This window comes from Micromonospora sp. WMMB482, assembly GCF_019038635.1.
In the GTDB taxonomy this organism is placed as follows: Bacteria; Actinomycetota; Actinomycetes; order Mycobacteriales; family Micromonosporaceae; genus Micromonospora; species Micromonospora marina.
The window spans coordinates 6,473,022-6,499,387 of the sequence record NZ_JAHOPD010000020.1 but is presented as its reverse complement, the minus strand read 5'-3'; the positions used below and the strand labels follow the sequence as shown (position 1 = coordinate 6,499,387).

The 26,366-nt window shown below is 73.4% G+C and carries 22 protein-coding genes; 13 read left to right on the top strand and 9 right to left on the bottom strand.

Features of this window, described 5'->3' with window-relative positions; all coding sequences use genetic code 11:
- Positions 1-74 precede the first annotated feature (74 nt).
- Positions 75-1,304, top strand: a complete 1,230-nt coding sequence (locus KSK32_RS31340; protein WP_216935383.1) for a serine protease — start codon at positions 75-77, stop codon at positions 1,302-1,304.
- Between the two features lie 141 nt (positions 1,305-1,445).
- Here the strand turns inward: KSK32_RS31340 and KSK32_RS31335 are convergent, their stop codons facing one another.
- From KSK32_RS31335 to KSK32_RS31320, 4 genes are read right to left on the bottom strand one after another with little or no spacing between them, the layout of a single operon-like run.
- Positions 1,446-2,333, bottom strand: a complete 888-nt coding sequence (locus tag KSK32_RS31335) for a cytochrome c biogenesis CcdA family protein (protein WP_216935381.1) — start codon at positions 2,331-2,333, stop codon at positions 1,446-1,448.
- A gap of 2 nt (positions 2,334-2,335) precedes the next feature.
- Positions 2,336-2,923, bottom strand: coding sequence for a redoxin domain-containing protein (locus KSK32_RS31330; RefSeq protein WP_216935379.1), 588 nt, complete (start codon positions 2,921-2,923; stop codon positions 2,336-2,338).
- Positions 2,924-2,969: 46 nt separating this feature from the next.
- The gene (locus KSK32_RS31325; RefSeq protein WP_216935376.1) at positions 2,970-3,440 is read right to left on the bottom strand and encodes a hypothetical protein; all 471 of its coding nucleotides are present in this window, start codon (positions 3,438-3,440) and stop codon (positions 2,970-2,972) included.
- Complete coding sequence (locus tag KSK32_RS31320) at positions 3,433-4,764, bottom strand: molybdopterin-dependent oxidoreductase (protein WP_216935375.1); 1,332 nt, start codon at positions 4,762-4,764, stop codon at positions 3,433-3,435. The genes KSK32_RS31325 and KSK32_RS31320 overlap by 8 nt, the downstream gene beginning before the upstream one ends.
- Before the next feature lie 186 nt (positions 4,765-4,950).
- Here KSK32_RS31320 and KSK32_RS31315 point away from each other — a divergent pair, with 186 nt between their 5' ends.
- The gene (locus tag KSK32_RS31315) at positions 4,951-6,012 is read left to right on the top strand and encodes an NAD(P)-dependent oxidoreductase (RefSeq protein ID WP_216935373.1); all 1,062 of its coding nucleotides are present in this window, start codon (positions 4,951-4,953) and stop codon (positions 6,010-6,012) included.
- 45 nt (positions 6,013-6,057) lie between these two features.
- Here the strand turns inward: KSK32_RS31315 and KSK32_RS31310 are convergent, their stop codons facing one another.
- Positions 6,058-7,539, bottom strand: a complete 1,482-nt coding sequence (locus KSK32_RS31310) for a hypothetical protein (RefSeq protein WP_216935371.1) — start codon at positions 7,537-7,539, stop codon at positions 6,058-6,060.
- A 145-nt stretch (positions 7,540-7,684) separates the two neighbouring features.
- Here KSK32_RS31310 and KSK32_RS31305 point away from each other — a divergent pair, with 145 nt between their 5' ends.
- From KSK32_RS31305 to KSK32_RS31295, 3 genes are read left to right on the top strand one after another with little or no spacing between them, the layout of a single operon-like run.
- Entirely contained in the window at positions 7,685-8,359 is a 675-nt protein-coding gene (locus tag KSK32_RS31305) for a glycosyltransferase family 2 protein (protein WP_216935369.1), read from the top strand.
- The gene (locus KSK32_RS31300; RefSeq protein ID WP_216935362.1) at positions 8,356-9,030 is read left to right on the top strand and encodes a DUF2064 domain-containing protein; all 675 of its coding nucleotides are present in this window, start codon (positions 8,356-8,358) and stop codon (positions 9,028-9,030) included. The genes KSK32_RS31305 and KSK32_RS31300 overlap by 4 nt, the downstream gene beginning before the upstream one ends.
- The gene (locus KSK32_RS31295; protein WP_216935360.1) at positions 9,027-9,674 is read left to right on the top strand and encodes a bifunctional 2-polyprenyl-6-hydroxyphenol methylase/3-demethylubiquinol 3-O-methyltransferase UbiG; all 648 of its coding nucleotides are present in this window, start codon (positions 9,027-9,029) and stop codon (positions 9,672-9,674) included. The genes KSK32_RS31300 and KSK32_RS31295 overlap by 4 nt, the downstream gene beginning before the upstream one ends.
- Before the next feature lie 81 nt (positions 9,675-9,755).
- On the opposite strand, the gene KSK32_RS31290 is transcribed toward KSK32_RS31295, so the two are convergent.
- The gene (locus tag KSK32_RS31290) at positions 9,756-12,833 is read right to left on the bottom strand and encodes a hypothetical protein (RefSeq protein WP_216935359.1); all 3,078 of its coding nucleotides are present in this window, start codon (positions 12,831-12,833) and stop codon (positions 9,756-9,758) included.
- A gap of 266 nt (positions 12,834-13,099) precedes the next feature.
- Here KSK32_RS31290 and KSK32_RS31285 point away from each other — a divergent pair, with 266 nt between their 5' ends.
- Positions 13,100-16,513, top strand: a complete 3,414-nt coding sequence (locus KSK32_RS31285; protein WP_216935357.1) for a BTAD domain-containing putative transcriptional regulator — start codon at positions 13,100-13,102, stop codon at positions 16,511-16,513.
- Between the two features lie 33 nt (positions 16,514-16,546).
- Here KSK32_RS31285 and KSK32_RS31280 read toward each other — a convergent pair whose 3' ends face one another.
- From KSK32_RS31280 to KSK32_RS31270, 3 genes are all read right to left on the bottom strand, one after another.
- On the bottom strand, positions 16,547-17,227 hold the full coding sequence (locus KSK32_RS31280) for a hemerythrin domain-containing protein (RefSeq protein WP_216935355.1): 681 nt from the start codon (positions 17,225-17,227) through the stop codon (positions 16,547-16,549).
- Positions 17,228-17,357: 130 nt separating this feature from the next.
- The gene (locus tag KSK32_RS31275; protein WP_216935353.1) at positions 17,358-18,176 is read right to left on the bottom strand and encodes a formate/nitrite transporter family protein; all 819 of its coding nucleotides are present in this window, start codon (positions 18,174-18,176) and stop codon (positions 17,358-17,360) included.
- Entirely contained in the window at positions 18,173-18,319 is a 147-nt protein-coding gene (locus tag KSK32_RS31270) for a hypothetical protein (protein ID WP_216935351.1), read from the bottom strand. The genes KSK32_RS31275 and KSK32_RS31270 overlap by 4 nt, the downstream gene beginning before the upstream one ends.
- 190 nt (positions 18,320-18,509) lie before the next feature.
- On the opposite strand from KSK32_RS31270, the gene KSK32_RS31265 reads away from it, so the two are divergent.
- The 7 genes from KSK32_RS31265 (at position 18,510) to KSK32_RS31235 (ending at position 26,271) form a co-directional block, all read left to right on the top strand.
- Positions 18,510-19,766, top strand: coding sequence for a cyanophycinase (locus tag KSK32_RS31265; RefSeq protein ID WP_216935349.1), 1,257 nt, complete (start codon positions 18,510-18,512; stop codon positions 19,764-19,766).
- A gap of 132 nt (positions 19,767-19,898) precedes the next feature.
- Positions 19,899-21,326, top strand: coding sequence for a pre-peptidase C-terminal domain-containing protein (locus KSK32_RS31260; protein WP_216935347.1), 1,428 nt, complete (start codon positions 19,899-19,901; stop codon positions 21,324-21,326).
- A gap of 96 nt (positions 21,327-21,422) precedes the next feature.
- Positions 21,423-22,307, top strand: coding sequence for a MurR/RpiR family transcriptional regulator (locus KSK32_RS31255; RefSeq protein WP_289256448.1), 885 nt, complete (start codon positions 21,423-21,425; stop codon positions 22,305-22,307).
- Positions 22,308-22,399: 92 nt separating this feature from the next.
- Positions 22,400-23,341: a transporter substrate-binding domain-containing protein gene (locus KSK32_RS31250; protein ID WP_216935345.1), complete on the top strand. Its 942-nt coding sequence runs from the start codon at positions 22,400-22,402 to the stop codon at positions 23,339-23,341.
- Positions 23,342-23,456: 115 nt separating this feature from the next.
- Complete coding sequence (locus KSK32_RS31245) at positions 23,457-24,314, top strand: amino acid ABC transporter permease (protein WP_216935337.1); 858 nt, start codon at positions 23,457-23,459, stop codon at positions 24,312-24,314.
- Positions 24,311-25,072 (top strand): amino acid ABC transporter ATP-binding protein, encoded by a 762-nt coding sequence (locus tag KSK32_RS31240; protein ID WP_289256447.1) that lies wholly within the window; start codon positions 24,311-24,313, stop codon positions 25,070-25,072. Before KSK32_RS31245 ends, KSK32_RS31240 begins: the two co-directional genes overlap by 4 nt.
- Positions 25,072-26,271: a M20/M25/M40 family metallo-hydrolase gene (locus tag KSK32_RS31235; protein WP_216935335.1), complete on the top strand. Its 1,200-nt coding sequence runs from the start codon at positions 25,072-25,074 to the stop codon at positions 26,269-26,271. The genes KSK32_RS31240 and KSK32_RS31235 overlap by 1 nt, the downstream gene beginning before the upstream one ends.
- The last annotated feature ends 95 nt before the right edge of the window (positions 26,272-26,366 follow it).

The following is a 26,366-nucleotide window of genomic DNA, read 5'->3' as shown; positions in this document are numbered from 1 at the left end:
GATATGCTTCTATCAATGGCTCCGGTGAGGAGCCTGTCGGGACGGCATCCGCCGTTCCTCGGGAAGGAGTGCGGATGAGAGACATGTTGCGGCACGGTGCGCGGCACACGGCGGTGGTGCTCGGCGTGTGGGTGCTCGGAGCGAGCCTGCTGTCGGCGCCCGCCGCCGGGGCGGATCCGGCCCGGCCGGTGGCGCCGGCGTCGGTCCGGGCACCGGAGGCGGACCAGTTCTCCGCCGAGGGCGTCACCACGGTGGGTGAGCTGCGCACAATCGACGCTGTCCGCACCGCCGCCAGGCCAGGCGCGCGTCAGGTCATCCGGCACCCCGGTGCCACCTACATCAAGGTCCACTTCAGCGCGCTGCGGCTGAACGAGGGAGACCACGTCACGGTGTCCAGCCCGGACGGTCGGGAGAGCTATCGGTACGACCGGAACCTCGACCGGAAGACCGGCTCGGACTACACCACCGACGGCGAACCGGGTTTCTGGGCGATGTCCGTGACGGGGGACACCGCCGTGGTGACGCTGCACAGCGCGCGCCCCGCTCGCACGGTCGTCGACGTCGACCGGTTCTGGCGGGGCTACGACCAGGCCGAGATCGCTGCGCACAACTTCTCGACCACGTCCGTCTGCAGCACCGACGCCCGCCGGGACGTGGTCTGCTACCAGAGCACCCACCCCACCGAGTACGCCCGGGGCCGGGCGGTGGCACGACTGCTCATCGGCGGCGGCGGACTGTGCACCACCTGGCGGGTCGGGAACACCAACCGGATGCTGACAAACAAGCACTGCTTCTCGACCCAGTCCACGGTCAGCGCCAGCGAGGCGCAGTTCAACTACCAGTGCGCCACCTGCGGCGGCAACAACCCCGGCCCGGGCACGAAGGTGAGCGGTGCGACCCTCTACCGGGTGAGCAGCGGTGGCTCGGGCGAACTGGACTACGCGCTCTACTCGGTGAACAACTTCGCCACGATCCAGGGATTCGGCACGCTCTACCTGAGGACGACCGCGACCAGCACCGGCACCCGGATGTACGTGCCCGGGCACGGTGACGGCAGCCCGAAGCGACTGTCGATCTACGAGAACACCCAGAACGGCGCTGTCTGCACGGTGCGCAACGCCAACTACAACACCTGGAACATCAGCTACAGCTGCGACACCTCGGGCGGCAACTCGGGCTCCCCGGTGCTCGACGCCAATCACCGCGTCATCGCCCTGCACCACCTCGGTGGATGCCCGTCCAACCAGGGCGCGAAGGCACACCTGATCTACAACGAGATCGCCGGCCTGATCGACAACGGCTGACGGGCGTGCCCCGGTGGCTCGTCGGCCGCACGCGGCGGGCGAGCCACCGGCACGACGACGCCCGGTCCGGGAAGCCGATGGCGGACACGACGACCGGCCCGCAGCCCGGCAGGCCGGGTGATCGGCGTACCGTCCCGATCCTCAGCCGGACGGGCGACGGCCCTGCGCGGCCGGTGCTCGGCGCCGGCGCGCCAGTGTCACGCCGCCCGCCAGGGCGAGCAGTGCCAACGCCGTCGCGGCGACGGCCCACGGGCCCAGCCCCGCCAGCCAGCCGCTCAGCGCTGTCTGAACGGCGCCGGCCGCGTCGATGATCGGGTCGTCCGGGTCACCTCGGCCGGTGAGGACCCGTATCTCGTACCAGCCGTACCAGGCCACATATCCACCGGTGACCATCAGCAGCAGGCCGGCGACGCGCCCGAGCAGGGGGGCGGCCCGCCGGCTGCGACGTACCAGTGATTCGCGGGCCAACGCGACGGCCAGCGCGGCGGCCCCCACCGCGAGCCCCATGCCCACGGCGTACGCCACGAAGAGGCCGATTCCGGAGAGCGCCGACCCGGCACGGAAGCCGGCCACCACGACGGCCAGGAAAGGACCGATGGTGCAGCCGAGCGAGGCTACCGCGTAGGCCATGCCGAACAACACCATCGAGCCGAACCGTCGGCGGACCGCCGGTCCGGTCGCGACGCTCGGGGTGAAGGCCGGCAGTTGGCGTCCGGCCAGCAGCCAGCCACCGGCCGCCACCAGGGCGAGACCGATCAGTATCGACACCCGGGGCAGGTGCCGGGCGACCGCGTCCGCTGCGGGAGCGGCGAGCAGCCCGAACGAGCCGAACACCGCGACGAACCCGAGTGTCATCGCGCCGGTCAGCGCGACCGCCCGGCCGATCGGTGCGAGCGGGGACTGTCCGGCCGCCGGCTCGTCACCGAGCACCAGCATCGACAGGTACGCGGGCAGCAGTGCGAAGCCGCACGGGTTGACCGCGGCGAGCAGCCCGGCGGCGACAGCGAGGCCGTACGGCGTGTCCGGCATGGTCAGTTCAGTCCGGCAACCCGCTTGCGCAGGTCCGCCTGGGACAGCGGTCCCGAGTGCACGACGGTGCCGGCAGAGTCGAGTAGCACGTACTGCTCCTGACTGGTCACCTTGAAGCGGCGCCACACCTGGCCGCCGTCGTCGGCCAGGTGGGGGAAGCCCTCGATGCCGGTCTCCTCGGCGAATCGCCGCATGGCCGCGTCGCCGCTGCCGAGCCCGGCCACGCCGACCACGTTGACCCGGCCGGCGTTCTCCCGCTGCACGGCGGCGACCTCGTCGGCTACGCCGCGGCAGCGGCTGCACCAGGCCGCCCAGAACCACAGCACCGCGGGCTTGCCGGCGAGACTGCTGCCCGAGAACGCCCCGCCGTCGATGGTCCGCCCGGTGAACGCGAGCGTCTCCGGGACCGGCGTCTCCGTCGTGCCGCCAGCGGTCGGGGCGACAGTGGTCGGTTGCGCTGTCACGTCCGGCCCGGCGCTCGTACCGTCGGGCCCAGCGGGCGGCTCGGTGCCGCCGCAGGCGGCGAGGGCGAGAACGACAGCGGTCAAGGCGGCCACACCGGGCAGGAATGCGGTACGAGGACCGGGCATGATCGGATATTAGCCCGGCCCCGGGCCGAGCAGGATTACCACATTCTTACGGCGCCGCGCGCCGGCCGCGTCGCGCCGGCGCTCGACGATGCCGCAGCGCGTACAGAGCCGCGCTGACCGCGAAGATCGCGGCGCTGGCCAGCAGCCAGCGGGCCAGCAGCGGCTGCGGGGTCAGGCCGGTCGCCGCCGTGTACGTGTCGCCGCCGAGCCCGAGGACGCCGGGAAGGTAGACGAGCAGGAGCAGCCCGGAGGCGAGCGCGGGCACCCGCACGTGATTCAGCGCCGAGCGGCGTCCGGGGCCGCCCAGCGCGGCGCGCAGCGCCCGGTCGACCAGCGCGTAGAGCGGGAACAGGAGCAGGTCGTGGGCGATGACCGCACCGACGAACCAGAGCAGCATCCGCCCGGCGGCCGGTTCCGCGGACAGCCGCAGAGCTATCCAGCCGGTCACCGCGAAGCAGCCGAGCAGGAGCACCAGGTGCCAGGGTGCGGCGCCGTAGCCACGCCGGAACTCAGTCATCGGGCTGCTCCTCGAAGGTGATGTCACGGACCCACTTCGTGCAGTGGACGCCCGGCAGAGCGGGCACGATGATGCGGGCGGGATAGCCGTGGTCGGCCGAGAGGTCGACGCCGTTGACTCTCAGGGCGAGCAGCGAGTCGGGGTGGCGGACCTGGTTGACCTGCAACCGGGCCTGACGGAACAGGCCGCCCCGTTCCAACGACTCGACCTGCGCCACGGCGCTGCCGGGTGCGCCGACCAGAGCTGCGAGATCCCGTAGCCGCACCCCCGTCCAGGTCTGCGTCGTCGACCAGCCCTCGACGCAGGCGATCGGCAGGTCCGCGGTGTGCTGCGTCATGGCGAGCAGGCCGTCGCGGTCCACCTTTACCGTGCGGCTGCCGCCGCGCACCGTCAGACGCCACTGAGCGCCGGTGTCGGCGGGCTGGACACCGGCCGCGGCGGCGGTCCGGTTGACCGGGAAACCGTTGGGTCCGTCGTCGTGCTGCCGGCCCCGCGGTAGCAGCAGCGCGGTCCGGCGCAGCACCCCGTCCAGGCTCTGCCCGACGGTCAGCGCCGCCAACAGCAGGGCGCCGCCCCCGGTCAGGGCGAGAACGCCACGCCGGCTCATCGTCGCCGGGCCGGGCCGGCGGGCCACCAGCCCGTCCGGATCCGCCGGCTCCGGCACGGTCTCCTCCGTGGTCGTACGGGTGAAGCCCGGGCCGCGCAGCGCGGAGATCGTACGAGGAAGCTTGATCAGGACGTGCGCGACGAGGGCGGCGGTGAAGACCCAGGCGCCGTACCAGTGCGCGGTGTAGAAGTCGAATCCGAACAGGTAGGCGTACTGGATGTTGAGCAGGCCGGTGGCCGTCTGGAAGAGGATTCCGCCCACCAGGAGCAGCAGGGAGAGCCGTTCGAGCACCTGGGCCACGGAGCGGGCCGGCGGCCAGTCGAACAGCTTGGGCACCACTGACCAGAGTTTCGCCACGACCACCGGTACCAACACGATGCCGAGCGTCACGTGCAGCCCCTGAGTGAGCCGGAACAGCCAGGCGGGACGGGTCGGCCAGTCGAAGACGGGAGGGTGCAGCCAGCCCACGTCGCTGGGAAATGCCTGGCCGAGCCGGGGGCCGTAGGCGATCCAGTCCAGGAGCCCGGTGATGATCACCAACGGAAGCGTGGCGAGCAGGACGACGCCCAACACGGATGTCAGCCAGGGACCACGCACCGGACTGCGCCACGCGTCGGTGGCGGCGTCGGCTCCGGGAGGGCGGTGCCGGTCCAACGTACGCCACAACCGCGCCGGGTAGGCGGCAGATGGTTCGTCGGACGGCGGGTCGGCTGGCACGGTTCCTCCAGTCGGCGAGGGCGTCGGACCGGACGCGACGGGCTTCGTGCAGGACGCTAACCGGCAACGGCGCCCTCGGAAGGGCTTTGCCGCATTACCGAAGGCTTACCGGCCGTCCCCTTACGAAGTGCTGACGTCGGAGCCGAACGAGCCCCGGCGGCCGCTCCGCTGACCTAGCGTGACGCAATGCGGGTACTCGTCACCGGCGCCGCCGGGTTCATCGGATCGCAGGTCGCGGACCTGCTTGTCGCGCAGGGGCATCAGGTGGTGTGCCTGGACGCGCTGTTGCCCCAGGCGCACGGGGGTGAGCTGCCCGAGTGGTTCCGCCGCCATGATCCGGTCGTCGGCGACATCCGCGATGCGCACCTGCTCGACGACCTGCTGGCGGGCGTCGACGCCGTGTGTCACCAGGCGGCGATGGTCGGGCACGGACTGGACCCGTCGGATGCTCCCGACTACGTCAGCCACAACGACTACGGCACGGCGGTGCTGCTGGCGGCGATGCACCGGACCGGCGTGTCACGCCTGGTGCTGGCCAGTTCCATGGTCGTCTACGGCGAAGGGCGATACACGTGCGCCCGGCACGGCGTCGTCCCGGCGGCCCCACGGCGCGCGGCCGATCTCGCCGTCGGCCGGTACGACCCCACCTGTCCGGTCTGTGCTGGTGCACTCACCAGCGCCCTCGTGCCGGAGGACGCCCCGCTCGAACCGCGCAGCACCTACGCGGCCAGCAAACTGGCCCAGGAGAATCTGGCCGCCGCGTGGAGCCGGCAGACCGGGGCGGGGGTCTGGGCACTGCGCTACCACAACGTGTACGGCCCCCGGATGCCCCGCGACACGCCGTACGCCGGAGTCGCGTCGATCTTCCGGTCGGCGCTGGCCCGCGGCCGGCCGCCGCGGCTCTACGAGGACGGCTTGCAGCAGCGCGACTTCGTGCACGTCTCCGACGTGGCGCGCGCGAACGTGCTGGCGCTGACCGCTCCGGCTCCGGACGGCCTGGTACCGGTGAACGTCTGCTCCGGCCAGCCGCACACCGTCGGCGATCTCGCCACCGCCCTGGCGGCGGCGATGGACGGGCCGGCGCCGGTGGTCGTCGGCGGCGCCCGCCCGGCCGACGTGCGGCACGTGGTCGCCGATCCCCGCCGCGCACGCGACCTGCTCGGTTACACCGCCCGGGTCAGCTTCGCCGACGGGGTGGCCGCCTTCGCCACGGATCCGCTGCGGGAACGTGCCGCCGTGTCGGTCTGAGCGCCCCGCCCCCACCCCGTTGCCGCCGCCGGGGCCGGGGCCGGCTCACGAGACGGTGAAGACGAGGTGATTGACGGCGAGGGCGGTGAGCGCCTGCCCGGCCAGCCACCAGCGGTGCGTCGCGGCGGGTAGGTGCGCCACGGCGACGAGCAGCCAGACCGTGAACGGTAGCCAGATCCGCTCGACCTCCGCCTTGCTCATGCCCGACAGGTCGGCGGCGAGCACCGCCAGCACCGCGGCGGCCGGTAGCAGAACGGTGGGCCCCAGTGTCCCGACCCGTCGCGCGAACGCGCCGAGCCGCCGGCTCCGCACCGGGACGTGGATCAGCGGGTCGCCACCCGGTCCTGGTCCGCCGGTCCCCGGCGTCGACGCGGCCGGTGCCGGGGAACCGTCCCGCGCTCGCCAGACTCCGCGGGCCGCGTGCAGAGTGCGGCGCAGTGCCGGTCCGACGACCGGCCCGGCAGAGAGCAGCAGCGCCGCCAGGTTGGCCCAGACCCAGTAGGCGTACGGACGGTCGGCCGCCCAGCCCTGGTAGTAGCGCTCGACCACCCGGTCGTATCCCTGCCACCAGTGGAAACCCGCGACGGTGAACGCCGTTGCCACAGCGGCCACACCGGTCGCACCGGCGAGTAGCGCGGCAACCCGGCCTCCTGGACGCAACGCGAGCACGACGAGAGCCAGGGGCGCGACGAGCACGAAACCGTAGGACAGGTACAGCGCGAAGCCGAGCAGTACGCCGCCCGCCAACGCGGTCGCGGTTCCCCGCACGGCCAGCAGCGCGAGGCCGGCGGCCACCACCCCGGTGAAGAGACCGTCGGCGGAGGCACCCACCCAGACCGCTCCGGGCAGCAGCACCAGGAACGGCAACGACGCGCGGGCGGCCCCTGCGGCGCCCAGTGCCCGCAGGGCGATCGGCACGGACACCACGACGCTTGCCCCGACCAGGACGCAGGCCATGGCCGCCGCCGTGCCGCCGCCCAGGCCGACCCGGTCGAGTGCGACGAACACCAGCAGGGCACCTGGTGGATGGCCGGCGGTGTGGGTGGACCACGAGTCCGGCTGGAAGTCCAGGATGCGGTCCGCGAAACCGGCCAGCATCCGCCCGACATCGGTGACCCGGGGTACCTCGTGCAGATACTCCGCCTGCGGGGTGAGCCGTCTTGTCAGCCCCTCCGACCAGCCGTCCACCAGCGCCAGGGCGAGCGTCCAGCCGACCGCCGCCAGGTAGCCGGCGGACAGCAGCGGGCCCCACCGGGCGGTGCGGGCCCACTGCGTTCCGGGCCCGACCACCGCGACGGCGATTGCCAACGCGGCCGGTGTGCCCCAGCCCAGGTGCGGTCTCCAGGTGGCGTAGAGCGGTGCGGCGTCAGCGTGCAGGCCCACCCCCGCGCGGTTGAGCATCGCGCCCACCGCCACGGCGGAGACCAACAGCGTCGCCTCGACGCCCAGCACCAGCAGGTCCCCCCGGTGTCGATCCGGGATGCGGTGGTGGACGGACGAGCGGGAAACGGTGGCACCGGGTCTCATGTCGACCGGACGGTACGGCTCTGTTCCGTCCGCTGTCAGCCGCTTCGCCGGTACGTCACCGGACGGTAAGAAGTGTCGGCACGGTAAGTGTTCCGTAAGGTTGAATCGAGCACGGACCGCCTGGGCCGGCCCTAGCGTCGGCGGTATGCCGACACAGATCGACGTGGTGCTGCCGTGCCTGGACGAGGCCGCTGCCCTGCCCGCCGTGCTGACCGCGTTGCCGCCCGGGTACCGGGCGATCGTCGTTGACAACGGGTCGCGCGACGGCTCACCCGAGGTGGCCGCCCGGCACGGGGCGCGGGTGGTGCACGAACCACGGCGGGGGTACGGAGCGGCCGTGCACACCGGGATCGAGGCCGCCGACACGGAACTGGTCTGCGTGCTGGACGCCGACGGCTCCTTCGCTCCCCGGGAGTTACCCAATTTGGTCGCCCTCGTCGCCGACGGGGTCGCTGACCTGGCCGTCGGCCGTCGCCGACCGGTCGGTGCCGGGGTGTGGCCCTGGCACGCCCGGGCGGGCACGGCGCTGGTCGCCGCGCTGCTGCGGCACCGGGGCATGCCGCTGCGCGACCTCAGCCCGATTCGGGTGGCCCGCCGGGAGGCGCTACTCGCCCTCGGGGTCACCGACCGGGCCTTCGGCTATCCGCTGGAGCTGTTGATCCGAGCCGCCGCGGCGGGCTGGCGCATCCACGAGGTGGACGTCACCTACGCCCCGCGCGCTGCCGGCACCCGTTCCAAGGTCTCCGGCTCGGTACGGGGCACCCTGCGGGCCACCCGGGACTTCGCCGCCGTTCTGCGTACCGTCCGGAAGTCCCGGTGACCGTCGTACTGGTGATGGCCAAGGCGCCCGTGCCCGGCCTGGTGAAGACCCGGCTGTGCCCGCCGGCGACCCCCGTCCAGGCCGCCCGGCTGGCCGCCGCCGCGCTGCTCGACACAGTGGAGGCCGTCCGGGGGACACCGGGGGTGACGCCGGTTCTGGCGTTGGCCGGACAGCTCGCGGAAGCCGTGGACGGCGTGGAGCTGACCGCCGCCCTCGCCGGTTGGTCGGTCCTGCCGCAGCGCGGCACGGACCTCGCCGACCGGCTCGCGCACGCCCACCTCGACGTCGCCGAGACGTTCCCCGGCCGCTGGGTGCTGCAGATCGGGATGGACACCCCGCAACTGACCCCGGCGTCGCTGGCCGCCGCCGTGCGCCGGCTCGAGGATGCCGACGCAGCGCTCGGCTTCGCCCACGACGGCGGCTGGTGGGCGCTCGGGCTGCGCGACCCCCGGCAGGCGGTGATGCTACGCGCGGTGCCGATGTCGACGCCCGTCACGGGCCGATCGACATGGTCCGCGCTGACCGGACGCGGGTTGCGCCCCGTGCCGCTGCCCGTGCTGCGGGACGTCGACAACTGGTCCGACGCGCACGCCGTGGCGGCGGCGATCCCGGACGGCCGGTTCGCCCGCCAGGTCGAGGCCGTGCGTCGCGACATGGTGGTACGCGCGTGAACGGGGACGGATTCGCCTCCGCGCTGCGCGACCCCGCCGGAGACGTGCACTGGCTGGTGCCTGCGGACGGGCCCAGCCGCCGCCTGCCGGTGGAGCGGTGGCACCGGCCGGCATCCTCCGCGGAGGCGACGGTGGTGGCCCGATGCGCCGGTCCCACCCTCGACCTGGGGTGCGGTCCGGGCCGGATGGCGGTGGCATTGACCAGGGCCGGGCTGAGCGCTGTGGGGGTGGACGTGTCGCCGCGGGCGGTGGCGTTGACCCGGGCGCGCGGCGCGGTCGCCGTGCACGCCGACCTGTTCGGTCCGCTGCCGGCCGAGGGACGGTGGGCCCACACGGTGCTGCTCGACGGGAACATCGGCATCGGCGGCGACCCGGTCGCGCTGCTGCGGCGGTGCGGCTCGCTGCTGTGTGCGTCCGGCACGGTGCTGGCCGAGCTGGAACCGCCCGGGGCCGGTGCCTGGCAGGGGCAGGTCCACGTGGAGAACGGACGACACCGGGGTCCCCCCTTCCGCTGGGCGTGGCTGGACCCGGAGGCGATGTCAGGTGTCGCTGCGGCGGCGGGACTGAGGGTCGGCGAGGTGTTCCGGTCGGGCGGTCGCTGGTTCGCCGAGTTGACCCGAGCGGACTGCCCCGCCGCGCCATGACCTCCACCTGGTGGACACGGTCGTCCGGGTGACCGGGGCGGGACGGTGGCCCGTCCCGCCCCGGTCACCGTGCGGCTCGGTTCAGGCCGCGGGGTGCAGTGCCGCGCTGGTGGCTCGCAGCAGCCCCACCACGCTGCGCACAGGCGCCAGCCCCTCCCGGTGGCTTCCGGCCGCGATCCGGCCGGACCAGTACGCGTACCGCTGCGTCAGCTCGTCGCTGCGCGTCGCGGCTGCCTGGACGATGCAGGAGGCGAGCGGATCGCGCGGTGTGTTCGCTCCCGTCGCGGGCGGGCAGCCGGTGCCGAACTGCTCCTGACCGGCCAGCGGGCTCAACCCCGAGACGTCACCCTGGCACGGATCCCAGTCCACCTGCTGGACGCATCCGGCGTAGTTCGTCAATGCCTTCTGGTAGGCGTTGCGCAGGTGCAACGAGCCGGTGTTGTAGCTGCTCTGGCTGCGCGGCAACCGGAAGTCGGCGGGCAGCGCCCGATCGCCGAAGAGCCGCCCGTGCAGGACGTCGTCGCGTTCGAGCGCCGACGACCAGCCCAGCTCGCTGAAGATCTGCAACATCCGTACCGCGTCGGAGACCTTCTTGCCGGCGTCCCAGAGCTTCTGGGAAACCCCCCAGCTTCCCGCCGGGGGACGGTCCACCCCGGTGCCGAGCGCCGCGGCCCGGTAGAAGTAGCGCTGCTTGCCCGCCAGCATCGCCTGGACCTTGGTACGCGCCTCGGCCAGCGCCGCAGGATTGTCCACCACCGTGCCGTTCGCCTCCACCGCGGCCCGGTACGTGGTCGCCCACTTGTTCGCCATGTAGTAGTGCGGATCCCGGCAGTAGCCGGTCGGCGGGTTGGCGCGCTGATCCCACAGGCAGATGTCGAGCAGCCGGGTCTTCCAGGTGACGGTTCGCACGTCCTGCCACTGGCCACCGTTCCACTGTGCCTGCTGGCGGACGATGACCTGCAGTTCGCCGTTGGTCCGCTGGGTACGGGGCCCGTCGATCACCTCGACGTTTATGAAATCGGCCTCCACGCACGAGCGCAGTTGCGGCCGGTGGGCCGGGGCCATGCCGTAGTTGCCGAGGTGGTGGACGTTCGGCAGCGCGGACCGGTTGACCGGTGCCGGGGTGGCCCACAGCGGCAGGGTGCTGCCGCAGTAGGGAATCTTCGCCTCGTCCGGGATCCGGTCGGCAGCCGGGATCTCCTGGTCGGGGCTACCCCACATGTCGTACGAGCGGTCCCCTTCGACCCACCGTACGCCTTGCCCCACCTCCTCCAGGGCGGCGGACCAGCCGGTCATCGCGGTGCGGTAGTCGGCGAGCAGCCGCTCGAACAGCGCGTTCGTGCCGCCGTTCGCGGCCGGGGCGCTGAACTGCCGGACCCGGCGGTTCACCGCCTCGCCCGCGGCGACAGTGGTCTGCGTCTCCGCCGTCGACAGCTGGGCCGCGTACTGCGGATTCTGGAGCTGCAGGATCAGGTTGGCGCGGGCGCCGAGCAGCCACGCGGAGGGGTTGGCCACTCCGGAGGCCGGGCCGTCACCGGGGGCGGGCGTGAGCGCGATTCCCCTAGCGCCGGCCCACTGCGCCAGGTAGTCGATCGATCCGGACGGCAGGGCGAGACCCACTGTGGAGACCGGGTCGGCGAGGGAGGTGCCGGTGGGGACCACGAAGGGCGCCTGCCGGGCCGCGTCGACGGCAAAGGTGCGCGTGGGCGAGTCCGCCTTGTCGAAGTAGGTGGCGTACGAGTCGATGGCCGGCACACCCCGGGCCTCGCGGTGCACGTACAGGTCCACGCTGTTGCGCAGCGGCGCACCGGCGATCTGCTCGAAGGCCGCCTGGCTGGCCAGGGCGAGCGCGTCCACCCGCTGGTCGAGCACGATCAGCTGACCGGCGATGACCGCGAGCTGGACACGGACCTCCGCCAGATCCCGGGCGAGCGCGTCGAGCTGGGCGGTGAGCCCTTCGTACATGACCCCGAGCATCTTCTCGATCCGGTCGAACCGGCGATCCATGCCGACCGCCAGCCGGTTGATCTGATCCCGCAGGACCGCGATCTGGCCGCCGGTGCCGTCGTCCGCGCCGCCGCCGGAGGTGAAAAGCGGAAGCAACGTCATCGCCACACCGACGAGTGCTCCGACCAGGGTGAATGTCGACATCGCCGCCGCCGCGAAGGTGAGGCCGGCGGCGGACATGGCGGCGGTGTACGTGGTGATCGCGGTGATCGCGCCGACCACCGCCTTGGCGATGGTCTCGATCTGCTTGCCGAACTGCTTGTCGACCATGCCGGCGAGCTTTCCGAGCACGCTGACGGCCTGGCCGAGCTGCTCGTTGACCTTGCGGTCCGACTCCGCCTTGGCCTTGGCCGCCGCCTCGTCCGCGCTGGTCGGCTTGTTCGGGCCGTCGATCGGGAACCGGTCGGACTGTGCGACGGCGTCGGTCACCGCCTGCACGGTCCGCTGCTGCAACGCCGTGATCGCCACGTCCAGCTGGCTCTGCACCTCCGCCCGGTACGCGGCCTTGTCGTCGAGGCGCGCCGTGATCGCCGTCAGGTCGAGGTGCCCGGCGAGATCCGGCGACTGCGCCAACTCGGCGGACGGGGTGTCCACGCCGAGGCCGATGCGGGATCCGACGGCGCCGTTCCACACCTGCGTGAGGACCGGGTCGGTGGCGGCCTGCTGGTGCAGCGCGCCCCACACCGTGCCGAGGGCGCCCCTGGAGACGATCTCCCACATGTAGTCCTGGGTGCCGCTGCGGATCTGCTCGATCGGCGAGACGATCCCCTTCAGCTCCTCACCGGTGGTGCTGCGCAGCAGACCTCGCACGGTGGGCCCGCTGAGGTGCGCGGCGTCGCTGCCGGCCAGCCGCTCCATCGCCGCGCCCAGCAGGTGCAGTCGCGCGGGCGACTCGTCGCCGGGCGGTACCGCGCCGGCGACCAGCCCGGTGACGGTGTTCAGGTGATTCAGGACGGTGGCGGCGTCGGCATTCGGATGCACCGCGCGCCAGTCGCTCAGCTCGGCGGCGATCACCGCGTCCACCAGGCCCTGCGTGCCCCCGTCGCGCACCTGCACGACCGCGGCGAACAGGGCGTGGTTCATCTCCTGCTCGTCGTACTGCACCGGGTCGGCCGCGATGGCCGGCCCGGTCAGCGACACAGCCAGGCTCACGCCGGTCACCGCGGCGAGCCACCGCCGGCTCCCGCGGTGGTGACGTTGCTGTCTTCTCATGGATGTCCTCTTTCCGGCCGCACCCGGAGGGGTGCGCTGTGACGCCCATGGAGCACCTCGGCGGTTGGCCGGCACTTAACGCCGCCTTGGCCTGCGGTTGCCGCAGTGGTGTGGGGCCGGTCCGTCCGCTCATGATCGGCGCCGGCCGGCGTCACGTGTCAGATGGGGGATCGTGCGGCCGGTCCCGGACCACTACGGTTTCTCGCGTGACGACGATCGGTGTGCTGGGATCGATACGGGCCGATCGAGCCGGCACGGCGATCGATCTCGGCCCCCCGCGGCAACGCGCGGTGCTGGCCCGGCTGGTCGCTGCCGGTGGGCAGGTCGTCTCGGTCGACCGGTTGGTGGACGACCTGTGGTCCGCCGATCCGCCGCCCCGTGCGCAGGCGGCGCTGCAGGTCTACGTCTCCCACCTGCGCCGGCTGCTCGAGCCGGGCCGGCCACCGCGCGTGCCCGCCCGGCTGCTGGTGACCGCCGCCCCCGGCTACGCGCTGCGACTGCCGACCGACGCGGTGGACGCGTGGTGCTTCGAGGCGACGTTGCGCCGTGCGGCGATCACGGGCGACGCGGAAATGGCCGACGTGCTCGCCACCGTTGATGCGGCCCTGGCCTGCTGGTCCGGCCCCGCCGCCTACGCCGAGTTCGCCGGCGAACCGTGGGCCGACCGGGAGAACGACCGGCTCGTCGGGATGCGGTCGACCGCGTTCGAGCGACGGGCCGAGTTGTTGCTCGCGCTGAACCGGCCGGACCGGGTGATCCTCGACCTGGACGCGCACGTCCGTGAGCATCCGCTTCGCGAGGCGGCGGCCTGTCTGCTCGCCACGGCGCTCTACCAGGTGGACCGGCAGGCGGACGCGCTGGCCGTGCTGCGCGCGACTCGTACGGCCCTCGCCGAGCAGCTCGGCGTCGACCCCACTCCGGCGCTGCGGGCACTGGAGCTGGACCTGCTGCAGCACCACCCCCGGCTGCGCGTCGCGCCGGCGCCTGCCGCGCCCGTCGTGGCGCCGGCCCGGACGGTACGCCTGCCCGCCGCGGCCACCGGTCCGGGCCGCTCGCCCGGCCCTGGCCGCGCCGACGAGCCGCTGGGCCGGGACGGCGAACTGGCCCGGCTGCGTGCGGCGGCCGACCGCGCCCGGACCGACGGCGCGACGCTGTGCTGGTTGCACGGTGACCCGGGCGTCGGCAAGTCGGCGCTGGTCCGCCACCTCGTCGACGAACTCACCGCCGCCGGCTGGGCAGCCGCCGCCGGCACCTGCCCGGACGTGGCGGGTGCGCCGCCCGGTTGGGCCTGGCACGAGATCGTCGAGCGGCTCGACGCCCAGGTTCCCCTCCGCGCGGCCGAGCAGCGCGGCCTGCGGCTGCTGCTGGGGCGGGACGGACCAGCCGGTTCGGGCACCGACCCCCGGAACGGCTCCGACGGCGTGGGCGAGCCCGGTGCCGCCGGCGACGGGCGGGGTGGCCGTCACGCCGAGTTCCACCTGCGGCGCAGCCTCGCGGACTACCTCCGGCGCACGGCGACCGGCCGACCCCTGCTCGTGGTGGTGGAAGACGTCCACCGGGCCGACGGAGAGACCCTGCGCATCCTGCGCCACATCGCCACGACGATCGGCTCCTGCGCCGTGCTGGTCGTCGTCACGTACCGCCCCACCGAGGTCACCGACGAGCTGCGCGCGGCCCGCGCGGCGCTGGCCGGCGTTCCGGCGGTCGAACTGAGCCTCGGCGGCCTGCCCGACCGTGCCGTCGTCGACCTGTTGGCCCGGCACGGCGTGCCGGGCGCCGACGCGGAGGTGCTGCACGCCGTCCGCGAACGCTCGGGCGGGAATCCGCTCTTCGTCGTGGAGCTGGCGAAGCTGATCGCCGCCGAGGGCCGGGAGTCCGCGCTGGACGGCGTGCCGGCCGGACTGAGTCACGTCCTGCACCGACGGCTCGCCCGGCTGCCGGCGGCGGCCCAGACCGTGCTGCGGCAGGCCGCCGTCCTCGGACCGGAGTCGGAGGTCGACGTGCTGGTGGCGGTGGACGGCGGCACGGAGGACACGGTGCTCGACGGCCTGGAGGCCGGCATCACAGCGGGTCTGCTGGTCGAACCCGCACCGGGCCGGGTCCGGTTCGCCCACGCGCTGATGCGTGACACCCTCTACGGCGCCGTGCCGCTGCTGCGCCGCACTCGTATGCACAGCCGGGTCCTGGCCGTGCTGCGCGAGCAACGACCGGACGACGTCGCGGCGCTGGGCCGTCACGCGCTCGCCGCGCTGACTCCGGCGAGCGCACCGGAGGCGGTACGCCACGCCGCCGGCGCCGCGCGACACGCCGCCGCGTTGGGCGCGCCCCGGGAGGCGGCGACCCTGTGGGCCGGGGCGTTACGCGCCGCCGACCTCGCGCCCGACGACGTCGCCGCGGACGTACGGCTGGGCCTGCTCTGCGGGCTGGCCAGGCAGAGCGCGCTCGCGGGCGATGTGCTGGCCGCCCGCGACGCCCGCGACCGGGCGATCCGGCTGGCCGCGGACGGCGACGAGCCGGACGCGCTGCACACCGCGCTGACCTGCTTCGACGCGCCGGTCACCTGGACGATCCGGCCGGACCGGATCGTCGACGAGCCGTTGGTGCGACGGCTGGAGGAGGCGTTGCGGCGGGTCGGCCCGGATCGGGCCGGGCTGCGCGGCCGGCTGCTCGCCACGCTCGCGTTCGAGATCGAGGGCAGCGACCTCGGGCGAGCGGACACGGTCACCCGGGAGGCGGTCGTGCTGGCCCGGTCCACAGGGGAGCCCGAGTTGTTGTGCCGGGCCCTGAACGCCCGCTACTTCGTGGCGATCGCCCCGCCGTTCCGCGCAGAGCTGGCCGGGATCGGCGATGAACTGCTCGCGGTCGGCGAGGCGGCCGGGCTCACCGCGTACCAGTGCGAGGCCCACCACATCCTCTATCAGGCGGCTCTGCTGCGCGCTGACCTGACGCAGGCGCGGCACCACGTCGACCAGGCCGTCACCCAGGCCGCGTCGGGACAGTTGGGTCTGATCCTCGCGGTGATGGGCTGGTTCGAGGGCCTCACCGCCCTCTTCGCCGGTGACCTCGACGCGGCGCTGCACCGCTACACCGAGGTCAGTGAACGGATGGGCCGGCTCGGTGGACCCAACGCCGCGGTGATGGGGCTGATGGGACAGTTCACGGTGTTGACCACGGCGGGCCGGGGGCACGAGTTGATCGAGCCGCTCCGGCGGGTGCACCGCCGGGTTCCCGAGGACACCCACGACGTGCTGGCCCACGCGCTGCTCTCTGCCGGTGACGTCGCGGGCGCCCGCGAGGTGTGGCGGCCCCGGCAACCGATCCGCCCGGACTACCTGTGGCTCTACTGGATGACGCTGCGCGGTCAGGTGGCGGCCGGGTTGGCCGACCAGGAGGCGGCCCGCCGCTGCTACGCGGAGCTGCTGCCGTGGGCCGGGCACTTCGCCGGGCTGGAGTGCGGGTCGATCTCACTCGGCCCGGTGGACCAGACTCTGGCGGCGCTCGCCGTCGTTCTCGCCGACCCGGCGGCCACCGCGGCGCACCGCGCCGCCGGGCTCAGGCTGGCCCGTACGGTCGGCGCGGTGCCGTGGGCCGACGAGTCGGCGTACGCCGGTGCCGGCTGACATCTCGCCGGCCGGTCGCGGCCACCGGCCGGTTCACCCGGCGAAGACCGTCGCCTCCCGACGCCGGAATCCCGGTCGCAGCACGGCCAGCATGATCCGCAGCACCGGACCCGCGACGGCCTTGAGCTCCGCCAGCTCCTCGGGCCGGGCGTACCGTTCCATCCGGGGAAGCTCGAAGCGCAGCGCCCCGCCCTTGCGCACCGCCGCCTCGACGGTGTTCCAGTCGGCGACGCTGACGTAGCGCCGGATCACCGGGAAGAGCAACCGCTCCTCCTCCTCGATGTGTTCGTCGAGGAGGTCCCGCAGCCGGGCGAGGACGTCGGCGAGCCGTGCGGCGACCTGCCGGGTCGCCGGCACGTCGGCGGAGGAGAACGCCCCGACGAGATCGTGCGCGGCGGCCCGGATCTCGTCCAGTACCGGGTCCAGCGCCACGTGGTCCTCGGTGAGCTCTCGGAGATCCACCTCGGCCCCGGCCGAGCGTTCGAGCACGGGCCAGAGCACCTCGTCCTCCATCCGGTGGTGGTGATGGATGCCGTCGCAGAGCAACCGCAGGTAAGTCCGGAGCGCGATCGCCCGGCGCCGGTCGTACGCGATCTGCCCGGTGGCGACCCGGGCCAGCAACTCGGCCAGGCGCCGGGTGTCGGCCCGCATGGTGCGATGGTTGACCTGGAGGCCGGTCGTGTCCGGCGTGGTGTGTGCGGTTCTGGTGTCCATCTCGTCTCCCCTGCCGCCCGCAGCGGCCGCTCGTGGTGGGGCTCGACGATGCGGCACGGCACTTGGCGCACGCTTAATGCCCGCCTGACTGCCCGGCCGTCACGCCGGCCCCGGAGCCGCTGTTGACCGCTCACCGCTGCCGGGACCGCTCGTTGGCGAGCTCGCGCGGCACCCGGGCGAGCCGGAGGACGGTGACGAGGCCGACGCCGCCGACGAGGTTGCCGAGCACCGACCAGCAGAGAGCGCCGAGCCAGGCGAGGTAGCCGAACGGCGCCGGCCCGGCGATGAGCGCGGCGAACATCATGATCGAGTCGAGGACGCTGTGGAAGAGCTGCCCGCCGGTGAGCAACGCGCCGAACAGCAGGGACGGCACGAGGCGCACGCCGAGACTCTCGGTGGCGTGCTGCATCCTGGTCATCAGCGTGATCACCAGACCGGCGAGCACGGCCAGGACGAACGAACGGAGATTGACGCCGAGCGCGGCGTAGTGCGTGCCGGTCTCGACGGCGACGGGTCGTAGCCGGGGCAGGCCGCGGATGATGAGCCAGGCCACCAGCCAGCCACCGACCAGATTGCCGACCAGCGTGACGCCCCACAGCCGGAGCAGCGAGCGCACGCCTGTGCGTCCGGCGGCCACGGCGGTCACCGGCACCAGGAAGTTCTCGGTGAACAGCTCGCTGCGGGCGAGCAGGAGCGCCACGAAGCCGATGCCGAAGGCGAGCCCGGCGAGCAGGATCTGCCCGGTCGCCTCCAGCACCAGCAGATAGGCCAGCACGCCGGTGCCCACGTCGACCCCGCCGAGCAGCCCGGTGACGACCAGCGCCGGCCAGGGGCGGGTCAGCCGGGTGGTTCCCTCCTCCACCAGGCGGCTGAACGCCTCGGCGACCTCCGGTTCGGAGCCGGCGGACGAATCCGCTCCGGCCTGCCGCGGTCGCTGCTCCCTTCTCACTGCTCGCCGTGGTTGCCTTGCCAGTGCCCGCCCGGCGGCGGGATGTCGGCCCGGATCGCCGCGTGGCCGCCGTCCAGGTCGTCCTCGATCACGCGGCGGTTCAGGCAGCTTCCGTCCTCGGGCGGTGTCACCGGACCTGGCACGGATTCCTCCTCTGGCCGCCCGGCGACGGCGACCGGGGTCCATCGGTCACGGTACGTGATCCGCCGGCCCCGGCGGCGTCGGTTCGCGAAGCCCGGTACGCGCGCAACCCGCCCCGCGGCCCGTTGTCCGGCCCGGCCGGCTGCCGTACGCTCGGTCCCGGCTCGCCCTCACGATCCGTGAGGAGCAATCATGCCCTTGAACCGCCTGCTGACCTTCGGGGTCGGTGCCTGTACCGTCGTCGCGCTCAGCGTGCCGGTCGGCGCGGTCCCGGCCTCGGCGTCGCACCACCGCACCGGTGGCAGCCTGGTGCTCGTCGGCGGCGCGCTCGCCGACGACAACCGGGAGATCTACGAGGACATCGTGCGGCTGGCCGGCGGCCCCGGCCGGGCCCGGATCGGCATCGTCACCGCCGCCGCGCCGGTGCCGGCCGAGGATCCGGACGCCGGCACCCCGGACTGCAACAACAGCGTCTGCAACGGCGACTACTACGCCGGCCTGTTCCGGTCCTACGGGGCGGCCGACGCCCAGTGGATCCCGATCGACCTCGACCACCCGGGCGCCGCCGACGACCCGGCGGTGGTCCGGCAGATCGAGTCGCTGACCGGTTTCTTCTTCGGCGGCGGCGACCAGTACCGCTACGTCACCACGATGACCCGCGGCAAGGCGCAGCGGGACAGCGCGGCGCTCGCCGCCGTGCGGCGCAAGCTGCGCGGCGGCGCGGTGGTCGCCGGCACCAGCGCCGGCGCGCAGATCATGGCCGGCCGCGACATGATCACCGGTGGTTCGACCGAGCCCGGGCTGCGGGACGGTGCGAAGCCGGGCTACTTCGACGACCCGGCCGTGCTCGGCTATCTGCCCCGGGGCGGGTTCGGGTTCTTCACCGCGGGGCTTGTCGACACCCACTTCTCCCGTCGTGGGCGGGAGGCGCGCTCGATCCGGCTCGCCTCGGACACCCGGCACGCCCGGGTCTTCGGGCTGGACGAGAACACCGCGCTGGAGGTGACCGGCGTGGGTGGTCGCCGTACCTCGCTGCGGGTGCTCGGGCAGCGCGGCGTCAGCGTGCTGGACCTGCGCCGGGCGCGGGTGACCGGCCACGGCGGGGTGTGGGGTGTCGAGGGCGTGCGGTGGAGCCGGCTCACCGCCGGTGACACGTACCTCGCGCCACGCTGGACCGTGGTGCCCGCCGCCGGCAAGCCGCGCGTGCGGCCGGCGGCGGGACCGTGCACGGCGACGCCGTCCGAGGACGTCTTCTACGACTACGCGATGGTCGGCCTGGTCGAGGAGGGGCTCGCCGCTCGCACCGGCTGCGTGGCGGTGGGCGGCACGTCGTACGAGAAGGATCCGCAGTGGGCGGCCCGGCTGACCCGGGGGGCCGGGTTCGCGGCGTACCGGGGTGCGACGGCGACCACGTTCACCGGCGTGGTGATCGGCATCCGAGCGGTCTGACGTGGGTGCGGCGGCGCCGGGCCGGGGGTCCGGCGCCGCCGTCACGAAGCCGTAACAGAAGTTACGTATTGAGCAGTGACCTTAGTGGATGTAACGTTTGTTTCATTGCTTCGTGGCCCCTCGGAGGTGCCCATGTCCCCTTCCCGCAACCCTCGCCGGCTCGCCGTGACGGCGGCCGCCGCGGCACTGCTGACCGTCGCCCCGCTCGGCGTGACCGCCGCCCACGCCCAGGTCACCCGGGTACGCCAGGGCAGCGCCACCGACGCCAGCCGGGCCACCTGGTCCGGCCCGGCGTACACCATGAACGGCTCCGGCGGCATCGTCACCGCCACGATGACCAAGGCCGTCGACGCGATCCGCGGCGGGTCCGGCGCGATCGACGTGGTGGTCATCGCCGGCTCCGGCTCCGGCACCCCGGAGTGCGACGTCATCAGGCCGCTGGCCGGCGTGAACTCCTGCACCACGCTCACCCTCACCGCCGCGGCGGACGGCAACAACAGCCAGGTCAACACCGATGTCCGCAACGCCGAGTTCGTCTACTTCGCCGGTGGTGACCAGTGCCGGTACGTGGCCTGGAAGGGCACCGCCCTGGAGGCGTCGGTCGAGTCGGTGGTGGCCAAGGGCGGCGGCGTCGGCGGCGGCAGCGCCGGCCACCACGTCAACAGCGACATCGTCTACGACGCGTGCACGGCCAGCGCCACCTCCTCGGGCGCGCTGGCGAACCCGTACGACCGGTCGTTGACGTTCACCACCGGCATGTTCCGCTGGCCGAACTACGCCGGCACGATCAACGACTCGCACTTCGTCACCCGGGACCGGATGGGACGGACCATGGCGTTCGTGGCCCGCGCGGTCGCCGACGGGCTGGCACCCGGCGGCAAGGCGTGGGGTGTCGGGGTCGAGGAGGGAGCCTCGCTGTTCGTCGACCGCGCCGGCCGGGCCACGCTCAGTGGTCCCAGCGCGTACGTGGTGCTCGGCGACCACCAGCCCGAGGTGGCCGTCGCCCGGCAGCCGCTGACCTACACCAACTTCAAGATCTGGAAGCTGACCAACGGCCAGAGCTACGACTTCGCCAACCGGCCCACCTGCGGCTACTACCTGCGCAGCGTGCGCGCCGGCGTGCCGGACGCCAACCTCTACAGCGGCACGCCGGTCACCGACTGCTCGACCACCCCGCCGCCGTCCGGCGGGTCCGCCTTCGCCGAGGTGGAGCCGAACGACAGCCGCACCGCCGCTAACGGCATCTCCGGGCTGACCTTCCCGGCCACCGTCACCGGGGACATGAAGAGCTCGTCGGACCGGGACTACTTCTCCCTGACCATCGGCAGTGGACAGACGCTGACCGTGAACTGCGCCGTGCCGTCGGCGTACGACGCCGACCTCTATCTGCTCAGCGCGAGCGGGAGCACGCTGACCCGATCGGTGAACGACGGCGCCGGTGCGGACGAGTCGGTCACGCTGACCCGGACCTCGTCCGGCACCGGCACCTACTACCTGGACCTGGAGGCGTACGCCGGCTCCGGCACGGCCGACTACTCCTGCACGGTCGCGAAGTCCTGACCCGGCACCCCCGAAGGGTCCGCGGGCGGGCGGCGACGCCCGCCCGCGGATCCGCCGTCGCGGGGGAGCGCGGCGGCGGGCCGCTACGCTCTGCTCGTGGCGAACCCCGTACCTGCCGACGAGACCCACGCCGTGGGGGTCGCGGCGCTGATCCGCCAGCGGCTCGGTGAGTGCAGCCCGGCCGAGCGCCGGGTGGCCCGCGCCCTGCTCGCGTCCTATCCGTCCGCCGGCCTGGGCACTGTCGCGGCGCTGGCCGAGCGGGCCGACGTGAGCGCCCCGACGGTGCTGCGCTTCCTGTCCCGGCTCGGCTTCGGCGGCTACCCGGAGTTCCAGCGGGCGCTGCGCGACGAACTGGCCGAGCGGGAGACCTCGCCGCTGACCGCGTACCGGGCGACCGAACGCAGCGGGGCGCCGCCCCACGGGGCGCTGTCCCGGGCCGCCGCGGCGCTGCCCGAGGCGGTGGCCGGCACGCTGGCCGACCTTCCGCAGGGTGAGCTGGACGTGGCCGTGCGCCTCCTCGCCGACCAGCAGTACCGGATCACCGCGGCCGGCGGCCGGTTCTCCGCGTTGTTCGCCAACTACCTGGTGCTGCACCTGATGCAGGTGCGCGGCAACAGCCGGCTGCTGCCCGCCGGCCCGGTGGAGCGGGCCGACATGCTGGTGGACGTCGGCAGGCGGGACCTGGTGGTGCTCTTCGACTTCCGCCGGTACGAGGAGCCGACCCTGGCCCTGGCCCGGGAGGTGACCGGCCGGGGTGCCCGGGTGGTGCTGTTCACCGACCGGTGGCTCTCGCCGGTGGCCGGCCTGGCCGAGGTGGTGCTGCCCGCCCGGGTCGACTCGCCGTCGCCGTACGACAGCTTCGTGCCGACGTTGGCGCTGGTGGAGACGCTGGTGGCGGCACTGATCGACCGGCTCGGCCCGACGGCCGGCGCTCGGCTCAAGGCGATGGAGGGAGCGCAGCAGGCGTTCGGCGTACGCTGAAACGTACGTTACAGAAAACTGTAACCCCACCGAGATCGTAACGTGGGTTACAGTCCGGGGGCTGGCTGTTCCGGCCCCCGGAAGGACTCCCCATGCGCATCCGTTCCCTCGCTCTGCTCGCCGCGACCACGGCGTTGCTCGCCGCCACCGCCGCCTGCGGCACCTCCTCGGCCGGTGGCTCCACCGACGAGATCACGCCCGTCTCGGTCACCATCGACGGCGTCGGCGCCGTCGAGACCGACAAGGCCCTCGCCGGCAAGGTTCCGGCCGACGTGCGCGGCCGTGGCACCGTCACGGTCGCCACCAACGCCCCCTACCAGCCGTTCATCGACTTCAAGGTGGAGGGCCGCACGGACGAGTTCGTCGGCCTCGACCACGACCTGTTCCAGGCCGCCTCGGCCCGGCTCGGCCTGAAGGCCACCTTCACCCAGCAGCCGTTCGACGGCCTGGTGCCCGGCCTCCAGGCCGCGAAGTACGACGCCATCGCCGGCGGCATCACCGACAAGAAGGAGCGCCAGCAGGTCGCCACGTTCGTCGACTACTCCGCCTCCGGCACCGGCTTCCTGGTCGCCGCCGGCAACCCGCTCGGCGTCAAGACGGTGGCCGACCTCTGCGGCCGCACCGTGGCCGTGCAGAAGGCCAGCAACCAGGCGAAGAACCTGGCCGCGTACGCCACCCAGAGCTGCGCCGGCCGGCCGTTGCAGGTCAAGGAGTACCCGGAGAACCCGCAGGCGGTGCAGGCGCTGATCGCCGGCAACGTGCAGGTGGTCGCCGCCACCCGGGTGAACCTGGTGGACACCGTGGGCGAGCTCGCCGGCAAGGCCGAGCTGGTCGCCGACCCGTCCTCGCCCAACGGCTGGCTGGCCAGCCCGAACGGCTTCGGTTTCCTCAAGGCCCAGAAGGAGCTGGCCGAGGCGTACCGGGCCGCGGTGCAGTCGCTCATCGACGACGGCACCTACGGCAAGATCCTGGCCCGCTGGAAGCAGACCCCGATCGCCGTCGAGAAGGCCACCATCGACCAGGCCATCGACTGACCCGGCGGACCACCGCCCCCCGAACCGCGGTCGCCGGGCGTCCTCCCATTCCGTGAGGGCGGGCCCGGAGGCGTCCGGCGACCGCCGCACCCCCCTTGCCGGAGGCACTGTCACGATGACCACCACCGACACCCCGGCGGCGCGGGTCGTCCCCGTCCGCCACTACGGCCGCTGGCTGACCGCGCTGGTCGTGGCCGGGCTGGCCGCGCTGTTCCTGCGGGCGCTGCTGACCAGCCCCAACCTCGAACCGGCCACCGTCGCCCACTACCTGTTCCAGGACTACGTGCTCGACGGCGTGCTCACCACGCTCTGGCTCACAGTGCTCGCCATGGTCCTCGGCACCGCCGGCGGCATCCTGCTCGCCGTGCTGCGGCTGTCGGACAACCCGGTGCTGCGCGGCGTGTCCTGGACGTTCATCTGGGTCTTCCGCGGCACTCCGCTGCTGGTGCAGATCATCTTCTTCGGCTTCCTCGGCGCGTTGTTCCCCCGGATCACCCTGAGCGTGCCGTTCACCGGCACCGTCCTGTTCGACCGGCCCACCAGCGTGGTGGTCACCGGCACCGTCGCCGCCGTGCTCGCGCTGTCGCTCAACGAGATGGCGTACGCCGCCGAGGTGATCCGCGGCGGCATCCTGGCCGTCGACGACGGCCAGACCGAGGCCGCCGCCGCCCTCGGCATGGGCCCCACGCTCACCCTGCGCCGGGTGGTGCTGCCCCAGGCCATGCGCGTGATCATCCCGCCGATGGGCAACGAGACCATCACCATGCTCAAGTCCACCGCGCTGGTGTCGATCATCGCCGGGCGGGACCTGATGACCGCCGTGCAGAGCGTCTACCAGAACAACTACAAGGTGATCCCGCTGCTCGTGGTGGCGGCGATCTGGTATCTCGCCCTGGTCAGCCTCCTCTCCGCCGGCCAGTGGCTGGTCGAGCGCCGGTTCGGCCGCGGCTTCGCCCGGGGAGGCGTGCGATGACGGCGATGGTCAGTGCCGAGGGCGTCACCAAGCGGTTCGGCCCGGTCGAGGTGCTCAAGGGCATCGACCTGACCGTGGCCCCCGGCGAGGTGGCCTGCCTGCTCGGTCCGTCGGGCTCCGGCAAGTCCACGTTCCTGCGCTGCGTCAACCACCTGGAACGCATCGACGGCGGGCAGCTCTCGGTCGACGGCGAACTGGTCGGCTACCGCCGCCAGGGCGACCGGCTGTACGAGCTGAAGGCCCGCGAGGTGGCCGTTCGCCGCCGCGACATCGGCATGGTGTTCCAGCGGTTCAATCTCTTTCCGCACCTCACCGCGCTCGGCAACGTGACCGAGGCGCCGGTGCGCGTGCTGCGGACCCCGCGCGAGCGGGCCCGCGAGCAGGCGCTGCGCCTGCTCGACCGGGTCGGGCTGGCCGACCGCGCCCACCACTACCCGAGCCAGCTCTCCGGCGGGCAGCAGCAGCGGGTGGCCATCGCCCGGGCGATGGCCATGCGCCCGAAGCTGATGCTCTTCGACGAGCCCACCTCGGCGCTCGACCCGGAGCTGGTCGGCGAGGTGCTGGACGTGATGAAGGGCCTCGCCGCCGACGGCATGACCATGGTCGTGGTGACCCACGAGATGGGCTTCGCCCGCGAGGTCGCCGACCAGGTCGCGTTCCTCGACGACGGCGTGGTGGTCGAGGCCGGCCCACCGGACGAGGTGCTCGGCCGCCCCCGTCACGAGCGCACCCGCGCCTTCCTCGACAAGGTGCTCTGATGGACCCGCTGCTCCGCGCGGCCGGTGACCGGCTGTCCGCGTACCACGACCGGCTCGCCCGGCTGGTCGCCGTCGACTCCGGCTCCGGCCAGGTCGACGGGCTGCGCGAGGTCGGCGACATGGTGCAGGGCTGGTGTCTCGGCGCCGGGCTGGCCGTCGAGCGGGTGCCGGTCACCGACCCCGCCGGCGGGCCGCTCGGGGACGTGCTGATCGCCCGCCGCCGCGGCGCCGGCACCCGGCGGGTCCTGCTCGCCGGTCACCTGGACACCGTCTTCCCGCCCGGCACGGCCGCCGCCCGCCCGTTCCGCGTGCAGGACGGCCGGGCGTACGGTCCGGGCGTCAGCGACGACAAGGGCGGCGTGCTCGCCGGGCTGGCCGCCGTCGAGGTGCTCACCGCGCTGGACCGGCACCGGTACGGCGAACTGGTGCTGGTCTGCACACCGGACGAGGAGATCGGCTCGGTCGGCAGCCGTCCGCTGCTGCGTACCCTCGGGGCGGAGGCCGACGTGGCGCTCTGCCTGGAGTGCGCCCGCGACAACGGCGACCTGGTGTCGGCCCGTAAGGGTGTCGCCGACCTCGCGGTGACGCTGCGTGGCCGGGCCGCGCACGCCGGCATCGAGCCGGAGCGGGGCGCCAACGCGCTGCTCGCCGCCGCCCGGCTGACCGTCGCGCTGGACCAGCTCAACGGCCGGTGGCCCGGAGTGACGGTGAACGTGGGCGCGCTGGAGGCGGGAGGACGGCCCAATGTGGTCGCCGACCGGGCCCGGATGCTCGTCGACCTGCGTGCCTGGCGCACCGGCGAGTACGAGGCGGCGCTGGCCGAGATCCGCCGGCTGGTCGCCGAGCCGGTGGTGTCCGGGGTGCACGCCGAGCTGACCGTGCACGCGCCCACCCCGCCGTGGGAGCCGGGGCCGGCCGGGCGCCGGCTGGCCGAGCTGGCGGCGAAGGTGGGCGCGGGGCTCGGCGTACCGGTCTCGCACACCGCGACCGGCGGCTGCGCGGACGCGAACCTACTGGCCGAGGCCGGTGCGGCCGTCCTCGACGGGCTCGGCCCGATCGGCGGTGCCGACCACAGTCCGGGGGAGTGGCTCGACCTCGACTCGGTGGTGCCCCGGGTGGCGTTGCTGGCCGGCCTGATCGACGCGGTCGGACCGGGCGGCCGCTCGGACACGGAAAGTCAATTCCGGGCGCGCTGCTGATCTCGGGAGGCGCCCGGTGCCCGTACCGCTCGCGCCGCCCCGTGGGCGGGGCCGCCGATCCCGTGTCGTGCCCGGCGTGCAATCCCTGAGGCGCG